Origin of the sequence: Pseudomonas sp. PS02302, from assembly GCF_029959585.1 — a bacterium.
Taxonomy (GTDB): domain Bacteria; phylum Pseudomonadota; class Gammaproteobacteria; order Pseudomonadales; family Pseudomonadaceae; genus Chryseomonas; species Chryseomonas aestiva.
Genome location: NZ_JASCON010000016.1, coordinates 14,766 through 31,079, shown reverse-complemented (window position 1 = coordinate 31,079; position 16,314 = coordinate 14,766). Strand labels below are relative to the sequence as shown.

18 protein-coding genes are annotated in these 16,314 nt (G+C 59.2%); 5 read left to right on the top strand and 13 right to left on the bottom strand.

Going from position 1 to position 16,314, the window contains the following annotated elements:
* Positions 1-5: 5 nt before the first annotated feature.
* From QMX82_RS07845 to QMX82_RS07830, 4 genes are all read right to left on the bottom strand, one after another.
* Positions 6-314: a DUF3509 domain-containing protein gene (locus tag QMX82_RS07845; protein ID WP_064306899.1), complete on the bottom strand. Its 309-nt coding sequence runs from the start codon at positions 312-314 to the stop codon at positions 6-8.
* 357 nt (positions 315-671) lie between these two features.
* Complete coding sequence (locus tag QMX82_RS07840; protein WP_064306898.1) at positions 672-1,013, bottom strand: hypothetical protein; 342 nt, start codon at positions 1,011-1,013, stop codon at positions 672-674.
* A gap of 5 nt (positions 1,014-1,018) precedes the next feature.
* Positions 1,019-1,195 carry a hypothetical protein gene (locus QMX82_RS07835; protein ID WP_173150413.1) on the bottom strand — a complete coding sequence of 59 codons (177 nt, stop codon included), beginning with the start codon at positions 1,193-1,195 and terminating at the stop codon, positions 1,019-1,021.
* A 113-nt stretch (positions 1,196-1,308) separates the two neighbouring features.
* Entirely contained in the window at positions 1,309-2,298 is a 990-nt protein-coding gene (locus QMX82_RS07830) for a hypothetical protein (RefSeq protein WP_173150411.1), read from the bottom strand.
* A gap of 385 nt (positions 2,299-2,683) precedes the next feature.
* On the opposite strand from QMX82_RS07830, the gene QMX82_RS07825 reads away from it, so the two are divergent.
* The 4 genes from QMX82_RS07825 (at position 2,684) to QMX82_RS07810 (ending at position 5,921) form a co-directional block, all read left to right on the top strand.
* Positions 2,684-3,742, top strand: a complete 1,059-nt coding sequence (locus QMX82_RS07825) for a hypothetical protein (RefSeq protein WP_064306897.1) — start codon at positions 2,684-2,686, stop codon at positions 3,740-3,742.
* 220 nt (positions 3,743-3,962) lie between these two features.
* A complete protein-coding gene (locus QMX82_RS07820) occupies positions 3,963-4,544 on the top strand; it encodes a hypothetical protein (RefSeq protein ID WP_064306896.1) in 582 nt (193 codons plus the stop codon).
* Positions 4,545-5,147: 603 nt separating this feature from the next.
* Positions 5,148-5,585: a glyoxalase superfamily protein gene (locus QMX82_RS07815; protein WP_064306895.1), complete on the top strand. Its 438-nt coding sequence runs from the start codon at positions 5,148-5,150 to the stop codon at positions 5,583-5,585.
* Positions 5,586-5,921 carry a hypothetical protein gene (locus QMX82_RS07810; protein ID WP_064306894.1) on the top strand — a complete coding sequence of 112 codons (336 nt, stop codon included), beginning with the start codon at positions 5,586-5,588 and terminating at the stop codon, positions 5,919-5,921.
* Between the two features lie 126 nt (positions 5,922-6,047).
* Here QMX82_RS07810 and QMX82_RS07805 read toward each other — a convergent pair whose 3' ends face one another.
* From QMX82_RS07805 to QMX82_RS07785, 5 genes are all read right to left on the bottom strand, one after another.
* A complete protein-coding gene (locus QMX82_RS07805) occupies positions 6,048-7,373 on the bottom strand; it encodes a type II toxin-antitoxin system HipA family toxin (RefSeq protein WP_064306893.1) in 1,326 nt (441 codons plus the stop codon).
* Between the two features lie 83 nt (positions 7,374-7,456).
* Positions 7,457-7,756 carry a HigA family addiction module antitoxin gene (locus QMX82_RS07800; RefSeq protein WP_082900349.1) on the bottom strand — a complete coding sequence of 100 codons (300 nt, stop codon included), beginning with the start codon at positions 7,754-7,756 and terminating at the stop codon, positions 7,457-7,459.
* Between the two features lie 514 nt (positions 7,757-8,270).
* Positions 8,271-8,690: a hypothetical protein gene (locus QMX82_RS07795; protein ID WP_064306892.1), complete on the bottom strand. Its 420-nt coding sequence runs from the start codon at positions 8,688-8,690 to the stop codon at positions 8,271-8,273.
* The gene (locus QMX82_RS07790) at positions 8,683-8,970 is read right to left on the bottom strand and encodes a hypothetical protein (RefSeq protein WP_064306891.1); all 288 of its coding nucleotides are present in this window, start codon (positions 8,968-8,970) and stop codon (positions 8,683-8,685) included. The genes QMX82_RS07795 and QMX82_RS07790 overlap by 8 nt, the downstream gene beginning before the upstream one ends.
* A gap of 223 nt (positions 8,971-9,193) precedes the next feature.
* Positions 9,194-9,544: a hypothetical protein gene (locus QMX82_RS07785; RefSeq protein WP_064306890.1), complete on the bottom strand. Its 351-nt coding sequence runs from the start codon at positions 9,542-9,544 to the stop codon at positions 9,194-9,196.
* Between the two features lie 147 nt (positions 9,545-9,691).
* Between QMX82_RS07785 and QMX82_RS07780 the strand changes: the two genes are divergently transcribed.
* On the top strand, positions 9,692-10,822 hold the full coding sequence (locus tag QMX82_RS07780) for a phosphoadenosine phosphosulfate reductase domain-containing protein (RefSeq protein WP_064306889.1): 1,131 nt from the start codon (positions 9,692-9,694) through the stop codon (positions 10,820-10,822).
* A 65-nt stretch (positions 10,823-10,887) separates the two neighbouring features.
* Here QMX82_RS07780 and QMX82_RS07775 read toward each other — a convergent pair whose 3' ends face one another.
* The 4 genes from QMX82_RS07775 to QMX82_RS07760 form a co-directional block, all read right to left on the bottom strand.
* Positions 10,888-12,006, bottom strand: a complete 1,119-nt coding sequence (locus tag QMX82_RS07775; protein ID WP_064306888.1) for a hypothetical protein — start codon at positions 12,004-12,006, stop codon at positions 10,888-10,890.
* On the bottom strand, positions 12,003-13,241 hold the full coding sequence (locus QMX82_RS07770) for a hypothetical protein (protein ID WP_156522259.1): 1,239 nt from the start codon (positions 13,239-13,241) through the stop codon (positions 12,003-12,005). Before QMX82_RS07770 ends, QMX82_RS07775 begins: the two co-directional genes overlap by 4 nt.
* A gap of 616 nt (positions 13,242-13,857) precedes the next feature.
* A complete protein-coding gene (locus QMX82_RS07765) occupies positions 13,858-14,877 on the bottom strand; it encodes a ParB/RepB/Spo0J family partition protein (protein ID WP_231893025.1) in 1,020 nt (339 codons plus the stop codon).
* Positions 14,878-14,882: 5 nt separating this feature from the next.
* The gene (locus QMX82_RS07760) at positions 14,883-16,112 is read right to left on the bottom strand and encodes an AAA family ATPase (protein WP_064306885.1); all 1,230 of its coding nucleotides are present in this window, start codon (positions 16,110-16,112) and stop codon (positions 14,883-14,885) included.
* Between the last annotated feature and the right edge of the window lie 202 nt (positions 16,113-16,314).

Sequence of the window (16,314 nt, the reverse complement as noted above, 5' to 3'; positions counted from 1 at the left end):
ATGAGCTATTTCGCCTTGCGCGCGGCATGCAGCTCTGGATTGAAAGACTCCAACCCGCGCGAGCCTAGGCGCCGCATCAGCTTCGCGTGCTCCTCCTCACCGCCCTCCCGACCCAGTGCCACATCGCGCCTGAAATCGTTGATGACATCGGCGAGCTTGGCCGGATCTTCCAGGTCCGCAAGCTTCACAGCGCGCGTGACCTCCGCCTCCTCATAACTGACCGTTACCACCAGCGCCCTGTCAGCCGGACGTGGCGCAGCTGTGGTGGTGTACGGCGCTAGAGCCGCTCTAAGCCGATCGATTCCTTGTTCCATGACCTCTCCTTGCTATGGGCAACGGTTACCGAGGTCATAGAGATCGCCGATCTCGCTTAAAGGTCCTACTGCGGTGGGAAATCTGAGGAAACGAGACTTTGGACGTGGGCTGGGCCTGACCGGCGTGTCTGCTGACGGGGGGCTAGGGGATAAGCCTATCCAACGACTGAGCTCCCGGCAGCCGCCGTCCCGATACGAGGGAACCCTTCGCCCGCGTGGCATTTGGAGATTGCCGGACAGGCAAAACCACTACAGGCGATTGACCGACCTGGATGTCAGCTTCCAGGCCGGCGGGCAAGCGTTTGACCTGGGCGATTGCCAAGCTGTTCAGAAGGCGTAGGCGCGCGACTTGAAGCGTTACGCGCCGGGCCCTCTGGGTGAGTCCGGCGAACGATGGAAAAGGAGTGCAAAAGGCCCAACGAGGCAGACGCCCGACAGCAAGATCCAGAAGGTGATGAACGTCGCCTCCCCTCGTTCATAGCGCGGCGCTTCAGCGCCGAGCGCGCCCTGGCCATACCACAGCAACAAGGCCACCAACGCAAGGCCTAGCGCCCACAGAGCCGGGGCGTAGTCCTGCCGGATATCCAGGTTGATGAGGAGCTTCCACAGCCACGCACCCGCGTTGCAGACGCTGGCTATCACGCAGAGCCACATCAGGGCGTAAAAGATGTCGGCATAGAAGGCGGGGATGATTTCCATTTTCTCTAGCTCCCGAGGTTAGCCGTCAGCTCGTAGGCGACGAGCCAATCGCTCCCTGCCTCGCCGGCGTCGCCCACAACGCCGCTATCCAGCTGCTCCCGCAGGCGGGCTGCAAGCTCTTCGACCGAATCGCACCCCATGTCCCCGAGCTCGTCAGTCGTTACCTCAATGCGTACCTTCATCGGTGATCCCCCCTATAGGCCAGGTGACCATCACACTGACATAACTCAGCGCTGCTGCGAGCGAGGTTCATACCGATCAAGGGCGCGAACTGGCAGTAAGCTCGCCTCCAACGCTAGCAGGGAGCAGCCATGCTGGATTGGAACGCGACGAGCGAGGCCCGAGCCTGGCGGCACGCCTCAAGGTACCCAGGAAAGGAACACGGAACATCGGCCAGCGCATCGGCAAGCGCCTGGCAAAAGTTTGCGAGCGCGAATGGCTCGTCTATCCCCTCTCCCGCGCCGACCAGGTAGTTCGGCGAGACTTCGACGACCAGGCTGGGATTTGAAGCTGCCTCGCGCCGCAATATGAAGCGGCCTCCCGAAAGCTCGCGGATCAGCCGCCCCAGCGGTATCCGCGCAAAGCTGCGAGCGTCATCGAAGATACCGGCGAGCTCACGGATCCGGGCGAAGTGCTCGCGCCAGCGTCCCTCCTCCTCTGCTCGCGCTCGCGCAGCCCTCTCCAGGTACCACCGTTCGTACTCAACCACCGGTAGCCCTCGGTACAACACATCCTCGAGCTTCTTTTGCTCAGGACTATCGATCCAGCGGTCTCGGGTCTGCGACACGTAGGCAATCAGCAGGTGCGCGCACCCATGCTGCCGCAGGCGCTCAACCTGGTGTTCAAGTGAGGCGGCCGGATCCCACATCCACGCCGGCGCAAAGCACTCGATCTGTGCCGCGAGCGCAGCGGTCGCAGCGTGCACGTCAGCCAGTACCTGGAACCAGAGCTCTGCCGTGATGGCGCCGGCCTGGTGATCGAGCGGGAGCCGAGAGAGGCGGTGAGGCAGGGCCAGGGCCTGATCCACGAACCCAGGCAGCCGCCGAACGCCGAAGGTGTGGCGTTCCGCGGGGCGGTGGTGCCGCGCCCGTGCTTCGGCCTCTAGCGCGCGCTGCAGGATGTCCGGCAGCCACGGCAGCGCTGCGGCCATACCCCAGCGCTCGGCAAACTGGCGAGCGCTGAACGTCCCGTTCTTGCCGTTGGGCACCACGAACCAACCACACTGGACAGCTTCGTCTATGAGCTGGACGGACGGCTGCAGGTGAACGGGCACTGCGGCCAGCACGTCACGAACAGCGTCCGCCGGAAGGTATGCGAGGTACCGTCGTGCCCAGGGATAGGCCTCCTTGCACAGGACCGCCTGGCGGTAGTGCTCGAGGGGGAAAAAAGCCCGTTCCTAGGCGAGGGATTCTATGGATTTCATCTTGGTGGCCTGCAGTTGATGCAGACAGCGTACGAAGAACCGATAGAACGCAAGGGGTCAGTGTCCGACCCAAAGCTATCGTTGGCGGTGGGCAGTTACCAGTTAAGAGCAGCCCTCACAGTTTTCCTATAGACGACGGCTTAAGTCTGAAAGCAGACATGTTCAGGTGCTGTGAAGCGTTTATGCGGGTCGCAATCCAATGCGCATGCTACATTTATCAGGTAACGATTGGGTGAAGAATAATTTAATGAAACGCGTAACAAGACAATCAACCAAATTTGGTGCATTAGATTTGGCAGCGGATATTGGCCGGGAGTTTAATCTTCCACTTAACCGCATTGGCGAGGTGTTTTCCTTTGACGAAGCCACCAAGCTTGGAATCGAGGATATGCGCCTTCTGATAGGCCGCCGGGCTGAGAAGATGTTCGAGTACATGGTGGCTTCGTTAGGGCAGGCAGATCTTATTGCTCCAGAAGATACAGCGGCTCCACTTTATGACGGGGCCGATGTCCAAGCCCCTGACTACTTCGTAGCGCTCAAAACCGGTGAGCGCTACTTCGTGGAGGTCAAGCACGCGCGTACGGAGAACTTCAATCAACCAGTGACATTCAGCAAGAATTACTTAGCAAGGCTCAAGCGCTATGCCTATCTCAAGGGTCAATCACTCACGATTGCCGTTTATTGGCAGTCGCTTGGGCAATGGACCATAAACAAGGTAGAAGACTTTGAGACACCAAAAGGTACGATAAATCTACGGTTTCCAGAGGCCTTGCAGCGCAACATCGCCGGAGCCTTTGGCGACCGATTAATTGGCGTAGTTCCCCCGCTCGTATGCCGCATACATGCAAAGCCAGAATACCCAAATTCAATTAGCGAGGACGGAATCGCTAATTTCATCATCAATGGCATCTCGTTCTATTCTGAAGGAAAAGAGATAATCTGTGACTTAGAGCGGCAAGTGGCGTTCTATCTGATATTTCACTCAACCTGGGAAGAACACGCCCCCGTTGCGAAGATGGACGGCGACAGGGTGGACTTCATAGAGTTTTTTGCAAAGCCGCTCGATCGCAATGAGGCGCAGGAGTTCGAGATTATTGGATCGACCGCTGGCATGGTCTCAAGGCATTTCGAGTGGCTTACGACGGCGGATGCACGCATTGTTCGCCTCACCCCTCAACTTAAGCCAAGCGAGATGGCTCCCGCCTTTGACGATTCCTATAGAGGAGAGATTCTCCGCATGTGGCTTCTTCAAATACAGCCAAACTATGGGCCCCTTATACACAAAGTGGGTCGAGACCTGGAGTAGGCTTCCGGCAAATCTACGACTGCTGCAAGGTGGGCATAGGCTTTCGAGTTGTGGACGAAAGCTATGGGTAGATTGTTGTCATCGGCTATTTTCGGTTTTGGTATTTTCAGAATCTCGCAGCAATTTCAGATATTGCCTTGAGGCCTGCCGGGTGCCTGTCCCCTTGCGTTTTAAAAAGCTATGTCAGGGTGAATGGCAGATATCAACCAGGAGCCTCACCATGACCATCGCAACCCTCCCCTCCTCTACCAACGATACGGCACAGAGCACCGTCGTACCGGGCCGCCTGGTCTTTCATCGCGACGAGCCGTCCCGCTTCGGCCCCATCGAAGTATTGAGCCACGATGGCGTGGTGAAGGGCCGATCGATGAAGCAGCAGCAGGCGCTACCGTTCGAGCCGGAGGCGCTCCTCACTGCCGCGCAGCTGGCGGAAGTCATCATTGATCTCGCCGGCAAGGCGACGACACCGGCCAGCGCTGACCAGTTGGCGGCCTACGCTCGCACCCTGGCCGAGGCCTATGGTGCGCATAGCCAAGCGGGTGATCTCGCCGTCGGCGACTTCGCGTTCTACCGCGAGGATCCAGATGCTTATGGGCCCCTCTCCATCCAGGCGGTTGCCTCGAAGGTGACGGCCTACAGCAAGTACAAAGAGCTGGAGCTGGACTTCGACCAGACGGACCTGAGCACTGCTGACCAGCTGGCTGAGGAGCTCATCGGTGCCCTCACCATCGAAGAAGCTGAGCGGCGGCAGCTGAAGGTGTCAGCTCGCGCCAAAGCTCTGGCTGCCTCGTTTGCGAGTTAATATCATCTGGCAGCTGCCGTAACAGCGCGCACCCTGCCGAAGCCCTCCTTGTCGAGGGCTTCGTCTTGCTGGTTTCCCAGTCACGGGCGAGTTTTCTGAGCAGCCAGGCATTTTCTGCCGCAGTAAAGGCGATAGAGGCCATTTTTGATAAGCATCACGTCTGAGTGGGCGACGCCTCCACCGAAGGCCGTAGCGTTACGAGATAATCTAGAAGCTCGGCGCCAATAAGCAAAGTCTGCCCTCGGTTTCTTCGCAACATAGTCGGCTGCCTACGGAACGTTCAAACATGGCCGCTAGACGGTTATGGTTCTAGCTGTGCGCTAGGAAATGTCCAAAGCGTAGATCAGCGAGCTGCCCGGGGATGCCGGTACCGCTATCTTCGGCGTCAGCGATTGGCATGGACAATCAGCTACGGCCACGCCCATCGCGGAACTTGATAATCTCATATGGTTGAAATAGGCTACAACAAGGCCACTTGCTGCCCGCCCCCTCCGCCATATCGGCATGGTGAAAGCAAGGCTCTACCTCCTAATGGTGATTCTCACCGGCAGGTCGCAATGGAGGGCCGACACGCGATGCGAGCCGGTATCTTGAGAACACATCATGACCACGATCGAATCGCTTAAATCGCAGGCCAAGCGTCTGCGCGCTCACCTATCTGCGAAGAACATACAGCTTACCCATAGCCAGGCTCTCGAAGCCGTTGCTGCCATGCACGGACATCGCGACTGGAATACGGCTTCAGCCGCAGCAGACGATCACGTCACGTTCACCCCCAAGTCCTACCGCGTCAGATTTTCGCTCGACGAGTTCTTGGGTGGAGACCTAGGGCCTGCCGAAGTGCAAACGGAAGGCACCTACAGACGTGGCTACCACCAATGTGCTGCTGAAATCATGCATGCGATGCGAGGACCCAGGCCGATTACAGCCGCCATATTGGAGTCTTGGGTAGAAGGGGCGGGAATGGAATGGCGAAAAGATAAGCCTTTAAATCGCATGATTACGGCGCCCGGTTTTGTGAATGTGAGCGAGGAAGAATAGATGCTATTTAAGTTTTCTAACGTTCAGGATACGGCAAGCGCGCTTATCGAATCATCAGCTACCTTCTCAACTAAGTACAAGACGCTTGAAGACGCCATCCAGTATTTAAAGCAACAGTCTGTGATGCTTTATGAGCGGGCGTATGGTGACGTTGAAGATGCTGAAGACGTAGGTGATGGGGTTTTACAAGTCCCAATATGGCGGAATGTCGGAACAACCTACTACGCCGTGCGTTCTCCGAACCCTCCTGACGGTGAGGAGTGGGCCGTTAAATCCAATACCCCGAATGCTGCGTACATCGACGTCGTTTTTTGGATGGCTGTGTCTCTTAACTAATCAGACAGGCGTGCTCAGGGTCCGAAGGCCGCTAGCCATGGGATTTGGAAGCCTAGTCTCAAAAGCCAGGCTTCCAAATTTTTTAGCGTCAGTCCGTGGGCAAGAACGCTTGGGCGCCAAGCTTCGCTATCGCAGATCTGCTTTCTGCAGGTAACCATCTAGCCACCGCAGCGGGATCGTGGGGTGCTCCCAGGCACTGGTCGGCAGCACCGGCTGCAGGAGATCAGGCAGCGCGCGCAGTCGCTCAGCGTTTTGCCTCAGAGCGAGCCACAGCCTCTCCGGATCGTCCCATGCCGCCAACAGCTGGCAGACCTCCCGCCAGTTGATGGTGCCGCCCTGCTCAACCGGCGCCGGCCATCTGGTGGCCCGAGTGACCCCCTGCTCATCCATCGCCATGGGCGCCAGGTCGTAGATCGGCGCCAGCCGTACGCCCTCTCCGTCACGCAAGATCGCAGCGTTGCGGCCATGGTTGTCCGTGTTGCCCACCACCTGATTGAGCAAGTCCCGCAGCAGGTACTCATCGAGTAAGCCTGGAATAGCGGCGTCCTGGCCGGAAGCCCGCCACACCCTTACCAGGGCCTCAATAGCGTCGAGGTGCCCCAGGTAGCTCCCGGGCACCAGCGTACCTGTCAACGAATAGATCGACTCGACAGCGACCCGCTCAAGACCCGCGGCACCGGGTCGGCGGTCGAAGCGTGGCAACCATAGGCTCGGCTGCCTACCCTCCTCGAGCATGAGCCCATCAACAGAGATCGTCTCCAGGCCCAGGCTATCCACCGCCAAGTAATACCGGTACTCGCTACGAAGCACGTCCTGGTCCGCCGCGCGCCCCTGGTTGCGGGGAAATTTGACGAGCCAGTGCCGAGCTGCCAAGTCGTCAGCAAGAGTGCCGTCCAGGTACAGCTCGCCTTGAGTACCCTGGGTCAGCAGCAGCTTTGGCGCATCGCCCCCGGCGCCGGTGGCGCTTCCTAGGAGGGCACCTTGCGCATAGGCGTGATCAAGGAAGTCGGGGCCCTGATCGATGACCTGGTCTCGCCGGAATGCGATCGGCGCCCACTCCTCGCCGATCGTTGCGGCTTCGCGGATCCGCAGCTGACCGATCGGGGCAAGGGTACAGCGCGCTAGCAGTTCGAATGCCGGCTGGGTGGCTTGCCCGCTTACCAGCGCGAGACGGGGAAGCAGGAATCGACGCGCCGCACCGGAGGGCACGATATCGAACAGGAACGCCGGCCAATGCGAGAGACGAACAACGTCCCAGCTCAGCGGGAGATTCGCGCTCACGGCGTGCTGCAGCGATGGGCCGGATTCGGTCAGGTACTGAGCGAGAAATGACGCCAGGTAGCGGCAGCTGCAGGGGCTGTTGACAGGATGCCTGCCTGGATCGTCAAAGTGGATGTTGAGTGCATCCTGCCAATGACCATCGACGAACGCCTGGACGACTAGATCGGCCATAGCCGGCCGCCCAATGTGTCGCCGTGGGTTGCTGCATATCGGCTTGTCGCTGGCGCAGCAGGGGTCAGTTGAAACGCCATGCGCTATTGCTTCAATCCGCAAGCAGGCTTGGTCTCGGCCGCCTGCTGGGCAACAGCTGCAACCCTCTCATCGCAGGTGGCCTGTAGCGACAGCCAGAAACCCTCAGATGTCTTGAAATGTGCCGCCAGCTTCGACGCCAGCTCAGGCGTCACAGGCGCGCGCTCATTCACCACCGCCTCCACCGTAGCGGCCGGAACGCCAAGCCGCTCAGCAAACGCTATCGTGTCGGTCTGCAGCGGTACCAGGAACTCCCCCCTGAGGATCTCGCCCGGGTGGATCGGCGGCATACCGTTCTTGATCACTGCGATTCTCCTGGGGCGGCTTGTCAGGTCAGTATGCCGGCATTGAGCCGCGGAGAGGAGGACAGGCCGTAAAAGGCCGCTGGCGTATCACCTGGTGCCGGCCAGGCAAAGCATCGGTGGCACCTGCAGCAAGCCGCTGGTGCCAAAGACCCCATCCGCGCTACTGGAGTTGATCAAACCGCCCCTTTCGAGCCGGTCGACGCTTGGAATGCCACTCTGCTCCTGGCCGAGAGACCTTACCGGGGTGTGATATCCGGGGACTTGTTACTGGAAGGATCCTTGCCAAACAGGAACACCGAGGCTTCGGCTTCCAGGGCGTTCTGCCAGTCGAGCGTGGTCTCCTGCCTTGCATCATTCCGGCAGACCTCTACCCGTGCTTTGCGCCAGGTCGTTGCGCTTAGGGTCGTAGCGCTGCCACATAAATTCTGGTCATAGGTACGCCCCGCCCACGATGCCCCAGGGCCAGGTGCGAGACCGCGGGGAGGGGTAAACGCCAAAGCCTGCTGCTGTTGCATCACAGGAGAGGCAACTGTCGGTTTGCATCCGCCTCGTCTTGAAACGCCTGGATCGCCTCGTCATCAGCATCACACCCGCGGCCGGCGCCCAGCAGGCCGGCGAAATGCGCCTTCAAGGCCTGTTCGCCCTGGCCGCCCTGGCCGCCCGGGGCGAGCTGGTCGATCGCATGCCAAGGCACCAACCGCTCCGGCGGCAGAAACCGATAGGGATCGGCCACCAGCCCGCAGGCAAAGCGGCCGGTACCGAGCGAGATCAACGCTCGGCACCTCTCCTCGTCACCTAGCTCCTTGCCGAGGTCGCACACCTCGGCAATACAGCACAGGCCGCATCCGTTGCACGGTTTGCCCTGCGGCGGCTTATCCATCGAGACCAGGTGGAGCAGATGCCAGACGGCGCCTGCAGGCTCGAGCTTATCCATCTACCCTCCCCTTCTCACCGGCGCGGCCCGAAAAAACCCTGCCCAGGTCACCCGGGCGCCATTGGGCAACCGGCTCATCACAGTCGGCGCAGTAGAGAATCTTCCCATCGCGGACCTTCAGGTTCGAGTACATATCGGTGTTGTCCGCAGTGCCCCCGTCCAGGTCGACGTAATACTCGCCTGACCCCTGGTAGTGCCGCTTGATGAAGAAATGTACCCGGTTTCCGCAGGACGGACAGGACACCGGGTCATCGATCGTCTGCAGGTTGCTACTGCGCATTATTTGCCACCTCGGCGCGCGGTTCCGGATTTCCTGCCTGATCGGCCTTTTCCACCTCGGTTCTTCCTGCCCTTTTTGCCTGGCTTCCCCCACCCTGCACCCCAGGGGTCGACGCGGATGTCAGGGTACTGGTCTTTGACCGCGTTCCAGCTCGCCTCACGCGCTGGGAGCGTCGCTTCGACATAGGGTTCCCAGCCGACCCAACTGATCGCATCCATCAGCTCTATGCACAACTCCCCCCGTCGATCGGTGACAGGAGGCCGTGCTCGTCGATAATACGGGTGTCACCGAACGACCAGGTCTGCTCGTCGAGCTCGACCGCCATGAACACTTCCCACTCGGTCGTGTCGTCATCCGGGCCTGGATAGGCCACCCAGGCCTCACCGATCTGCAACGGCCCGTACTTCGTCTGGAAGGTGACCGTCACGTGGCCGCGGGCATAGTGCAGCCGCGGATTGCCGGTACCGCGCACTTTTTTGATAACTGACGCGACGCTCATCGGCGGCAGGTCTTTCTCCGGAGCGTGCGCAAGGTGCTCGAGTAACTCAACGAAATCGTCGTAGCGGATATCCATCGTCTCAGGTCCATGAGGGGTACCCCGATACCCTGGCACCTTTCCTGAGAATGCAAGGACGATCCCGCATGGACGCAAGCCGTGCAGAAGTTGCATTCCTGGGGATTGGGAGATCCTGCAGAGGTCCTTCCAATAGCGGATCTCCTCATGTCTGTCGTCGCCCGAACTGCTGAAATCGACGCCCTCCTCTCCCGTGATGCCGTGGTCGCCATCGGCGTAAGCGGCGGCAAGGACTCGGACGCCTGTGCACTGGCAACGGCTGCCTACCTGGACCAGCTTGGCCACCGTGGGCCCCGGCTGCTGATTCATGCCGATCTTGGCTCGGTGGAGTGGGAGCAGAGCCTCCCCAAGTGCCAGGAACTGGCCAGTGCGATCGGCTGGGAGCTTGCCGTCGTACGCCGTGAGGCGGGCGGGATGATGGAGCGTTGGGAGGGCCGTTGGGACAACAACGTTCGTCGCTACGCTGACCTTTCGTGCGTGAAGCTGATCCTGCCCTGGAGCACACCGTCGATGCGCTTCTGCACCTCGGAGCTCAAGAGCGCGGTGATCGCCAGCTACCTCAAGAAGCGTTTTCCCGGACAAGACATCATCAACGTCACCGGCATCCGTCGCCAGGAAAGCTCCAGCCGCAGCAAGATGCCGGTATCCAAGGTAGACACCCGACTTAGCCGGCGCGGCCTGCAAGGCTTGGTGTGGAATTCGATCATCGAATGGACGCTGCCTGAGGTACTGGGCGAGATTGCCGGCCACGGCCGAGAGCTGCACGAGGCCTACACGCGTTACGGCATGAGCCGAGTGAGCTGCTCGTTCTGCATCATGGCCTCCAAGCCTGATTTGATCGCTTCCGCCGCCTGCGCGAGCAACCAGGATACCTATCGCAGGATGGTTGCCCTTGAAGCGAGGTCTTCGTTCTCGTTTCAGTCCGGCGCCTGGCTGGGCGACATCGCCCCTCATTTGCTCGACCACAAGGCATTGGCGCGGATCCGTAATGCGAAAGAGGTATGCCGCATACGCGAATCTGCGGAGGCGACGATCCCTCGGCATCTCCACTACGTCTCTGGATGGCCCACCTGTATCCCAACCGCACATGAAGCTGAACTGCTCGCAGGCGTGCGGCTGACCGTCGCGCGATCGTTGAAGCTCGACGTAGCGTGTACCACCGGCTCTGAGGTCAGGGCTCGTTATGCGGAGCTGTACGCGGCCAAGCCCGATCAGATCGTGGATGCACCCGTTCACCTGATTCACCCGGCTGCATCGCAGATCGCGTTCGAGTTCTGATCGCGACGCTGAGTGTTCACCCGCCCTGCCCAATACCCAGGCGTGCAGTGATCGCTTCGTGGCCATCAGGCTGGCATCGCCGGGTGGTGAAGTCTTGGCGTCGTCCACGTGCCCTGCCTGATAAGCTTCGCAGCAATGTTGATAGCTTTAGCTGTTGGGTGCTTGGCCAGCGCGCCATTCTGCAGGCTTTGAAAAACCTCCTTGGCCAACTGAGGTAGGCGATCGCTGGCGACGCCGCTCTTCACAAGCTTTTCCATGATTGAAAAAAGCCACGACGCGTTTTGTGTTTTTTCTCTCGGAAGAGTTATTTCTTGGGGGGCAATTCTGGTCCCCCCTCTTTTAAGATTTGGCCCCCCTGCCGCGGGCACCTGATTACCGGCTTCGCGAGGGGCATCGTGGTTCATACGTAGTCGGCTCGGCACGTCGGGCGCTTTCGGTTTCGTGCCGATGCTTCTGAGGGCAAGCCGCTCGATGGCAGTGAGTGAACGGCCTTCTCTCTGAGCTGATGCCTGGATGACCATTGCAGCATCTACCTCCGTGTCGCACGCCTGTTTTACGTCTCCGCAAAGGCTTTCTACGTCACCACTGGTGGATATCCCGTCACCGTGCGCTTCCACCGTTACTGCCATTTGATCTGAATGCCCTTCAGAAGCCGATAGCTCACCTTGGGTAGAGGCAGTGGACTTCGGCATGTCCGGTTGACGAATACCCGTCGGCTTCACACCGATCTCCCCTTCTACCTGGTTACTTCTCCCGCTGGTCTCGAGGGTCTCGACTAACCCTTCGAGCGCAGCTTCGCGCTGCTTTCGATCAGGGCAGCTGACGTTCAGCTTGGCCAGGATCACTTCGCTGAGCCTAATGCGGAAGACGTTCGGCAGACTCATGCCGTTCTCTGCTCTTCGTACCACGACCTCAAGCAGCCCCCGCTCGACCAGTCGCTTGCACAAGCGCTTGGCCGTGTTCTCTGAAAACCCAAAACGCTTCGCGAGGAAAGACCAGCTGATCTCCCGCTCCATGTTCGGATTGCTGCTGCAGAGATCGTAAAGCGAGAGCCACATTCCGAAGCTATCAAGGCCGATCTCAGCGACGCGCTGGAGATGCCTCAGGTAGGTGACGGGAATCATAGTGAAGGGCTTCGATCTGCTGTGATGGTAGAGGTCGTTCACAGTGCATAGGGTGGTCATCGTGTTTTTCCTAGGCATAAAAAAACCCGCCTAGTGGCGGGTTTCTTGGGCGTCCTACCGATTTGGCGGCGCCGGTCTATGTGAGGTGGTGGTGGAGGGCCTGTATCAGGCGGAGCGGACTCATAGCCTACTGATTGGCGAGGGAGGCCAATCGTGGTCGGCGCTAATCGCCGGTTGGCCCAGAAGCTATAAATGGGGTCATCCAATTTGTCGTATGCATACGACAAATCCTGAGCGACCAGGGTGGAGGCGGCCTGCACAGCAGAGCGCCGGACCGTTTTGTCGTATGCATACGACAAAGCCGAAGAGGCCAGATCGGGCACCTGGCGCAGGTCTGAGGCGATGGCGATCTTGTCGTATGCATACGACAAATCCTGAACGTCCAGAGTGGAAGCGGCCGGCGCCGGAGAGCACCGGACCGTTTTGTCGTATGCATACGACAAAATTGAGCTACCCAGATCGGGCACCAGGTACCGGGCCGAGGCACCGGCCATCTTGTCGTATGCATACGACAAATCCTGAACGTCCAAAGTGGAAGCGGCCAGCTCAGCGGAGCGCAGGACCGGTTTGTCGTATGCATACGACAAAATCGAGCTACCTAGATCGGGCACCAGGTGCCTGGCCGAGGCCCCGGCCATCTCGTTGTATGCATACGACAAATCGTGAACGTCCACGGTGGAAGCGGCCAGCTCAGCGGAGCGCAGGACCGGTTTGTCGTATGCATACGACAAAATCGAGCTACCTAGATCGGGCACCAGGTGCCGGGCCGAGGCACCGGCCATTTTGTTGTATGCATACGACAAATCCTGAACGTCCAGGGTGGAAGCGGCCAGCTCTGCAGAGCGCAGGACCGGTTTGTCGTATGCATACGACAAAATCGAGCTACCTAGATCGGGCACCAGGTGCCGGGCCGAGGAACCGGCCATCTTGTCGTATGCATACGACAAATCCTGAACGTCCAGGGTGGAAGCGGCCGGCGCCGGGGAGCACCGGACCGATTTGTCGTATGCATACGACAAAACTGAAGCAACCAGATCAGGCACCTGGCGCAGGTCAGAGGCGATGGCGATCTTGTCGTATGCATACGACAAATGCCGAGCGCCCAGAGTGGAAGCGGTCAGCTCAGCGGTGCGCCGGACCATTTTGTCGTATGCATACGACAAGTCCGAACCATCCAGATTGGGCGCCAAGCGCAGGTCCGAAGCCTCGTCGATTTTGTCGTATGCATACGACAAGCCCCGGGCGTCCCGCGTGGAAGCGGCCGGCGCCGGGGAGCACCGGACCGTTTTGTCGTATGCATACGACAAAATCGAGCTACCCCGATCGGGCACCAGGTACCGGGCCGAGGCACCGGCCATCTTGTCGTATGCATACGACAAATCCCGGGCGTCCAGGGTGGAAGCGGCCGGCGCCGGGGAGCACCGGACCGTTTTGTCGTATGCATACGACAAATTTGGGCGTGCTGAAACAGGCCTCGCCCGAGGCCCCTGTTGTAGGGCGAAGCTGTCGTATGCATACGGCTGACTGTCCACGCTTCGCTCACTTACGCGGCGTTGACGAAGGACGAGATCAGATTTGTCGTATGCATACGACAAATTCACAGAGAATGAAGCAAATGCAATCCTTACCACCCTCGAATCGAGGGAACGCGAGATAAGCGCCCCGTGCTTCAGTAGGGGAGGGCGAGGTCTCGCTGTACGCTGCACGGTCTCCGAGGGCTCATCCGTGGAACCCGCAGCTAACCGCCCAGAATTGAACCGGCCCTGAACGACGCAACTTATCGGAGCGCTATAAGCACGAAAGGCGAGCAACCTAAAAGGTGCTCGCCCACGTGCAACGCTGCCCGACGGTCTAGTCTTCACTGGCGCCAGCATCTCCTTGTTGCTCGAGCAAAGCAGCAATTCGCTTCGACAAGTCATCCAGGGTTAGGTCGCTGTTGAGCTTTGAAGACAGGGTGATCTGGACCGACCCCCGCTCCGTGCGACGGATGCTTCCCAGTTTCTCGCCGCTTTTACCTACGACCTCGATCGCACTAGCGGCACCCACCGCGCCCTGGTTGCTGCGCACTACCCGCTGCAGAACCTTGTCGCTCATAGCACCCGACCTGATCCGTGGGGCCAGCTCTATAAGGGTGCGCTTGTAGCGCTCTCCGTGATTCTCGTCGTTGACCAGAGCCACGATGGCTTTAGCGGTCAAGACACTGACCTTACCCATGGGCCCGATCGCATCCATCAGCTCGCGCGGAATCCGGAAGAAGGTCAGCAGGTTGTTAAGCGTTTGCCGTTGCAGGCCCAACTCCGCAGCCAGCGACGTCTGATTCTTGTAGACGCCTTGATCTAGGGCTCGCTGATATGATTTGGCTTTGGCCCAACTCGAGAGGTTCTCCCGAAGGTTGTTCTCATGCTCCATGGCGGCGAAGGCGGACTTATCGTCCAGCTCTTTCACAACACACAAGAACGGCCGCTCAAGATCCTTGGATACGAGCCAACGCCTAAGGCCGAAGATAAGCTCGTAATGCCCTGGTTTGCTCGGGTTGGGACGAACGAGCCCGGGAACCGCCTGGCCCGCTGCGCGAATGGCCTGCGTCAGCTGGTCCAGATCGCCCATTTCATCTTCGGGGCGATCAGCAAACGCCCACGGCTCTACAAGAGACGGATCGATCTCCTGAATAAGATTTCCCTGCCGTTCCGCGTCGGAGATCTCCGGTTGCTGCGGCGCCTTGGGTTTCTCAGGAAACCGCGCAAGCAGGCTGTCACCGCCTACGCTCTGGGCATCAGGATGAACACGTCGGGGGCCTGCGGCAGCCAGCTTTTGTTTTTCTTCGACAAGCTGCGCGGTGAACAGTCCTGCTACACCGGGCGCTCGAGGCATGTCACTCACTTATCTCTCCCCGCAGCTTGCGCCTGCTGTTCCCAGATAGTTTTCAAATCTTTAAGAATCTCATCGTTGACGCCATCGAGAATTTCGACAGCGCGGCGATAAGAGTCGCGAGTGGATCTCGACGGAACTTGGTCGTACACAGAAGAAAGTTCCGCGTTGGCGCGCTCAATGGCGGCCGTAAGATTGACTACATTGCTCAACACGTAGTCGCCGTAAAGATGGCGAATACGCTGTTCTATCTTCATCGCCGCTTGAAACTTGGGCCCTGGATGACGGGTGATCATCAGGCGCAAGTAATCAAATTCCTTTTCTGCCGCCTCAAACAGGCTGGCCAGAGCGGAGCAAAGCATCACGAAGGACGCGTAATCATAGGTGCCTGGCGGGATCGGCACAATAAGGCCATTTGCCGCCATCATGGCGTTCAGCGATACGCTCGCCATGTTCGGGCCGCAGTCGAGAAGAATCAGGTCATATTCGTCTCTTACAACATCGAGCGCATTACGCAGGCGGAACACCGGGCTGCCAAGATTTTCCGAGTTGTTCATCTCGGGATTAGGCAACTGGATATCCAGTTCCTGCAAACTTAAGTTCGCCGGTATCAGATGGATACCTGGGAAGTAGGATTCGAAAGTGCAGCGCCGAATTGCCTGGGGATCCAACAACAGCGCCTGGTTGATGATATCTTCGCTGCTGAGTTCGATATCGGGAATATAGGGGCCGAGGTTGACGGTGCTGGATGCTTGCGGGTCAAGATCGACCACCAGCACTCTGAGGCCTTCGATAGCTGCCTTCTGGGCCAGATGAACGACCGTGGTCGTCTTGGCGACACCACCCTTGAAGTTCGATACGGCGATGATAATCGAGCTGGAGCCGGCGGGTCGGAGGTAGCGTGAGCCGAACCGATCGCGGTAGCGGTTGATGTCGTCCAGGGTAAACGACCACTTACCGCGCTCGTCCTTGGGGATCGGCTTGGCAGAGGAGTCGCCTGCCTCGAAGGCCGCCACGATCTCAGCTTCGGCTGCGCGTATCGTATTGGGCGACTTGTCGATCAGCTGAGCGGCTTCGGCCAGGGACCAGGTGCGGGCACGTTTCTGCTCGTCCGGCTTGATGACGTCGGTGCGCAGCATGGCCAGCTCCGCGTTTCCCTTCTCGGAGAAACTGCGAAGCAATGCGCCGGCGTTTTTTGCGCCCAACTGACTCGGTACGTGCTCGAACAGCTTATTCATCCCACACTCCGCTTTGAATGGTCAACGGCGTAATAATGCTCTTTGAGCGTTCAGTCCGCAATAGTGCATTCAGCATCTTTTACGGTGTGCGGACGGCTGTGCTCTCGTTTTGCCGTGGTAGGACGAGCCGCGCGCAGTTGCACAGAGAGCACCCCTTTCCAGCGGCAAAATGCCATCAATCGGGCGGAGTGCAGTCTCGGCT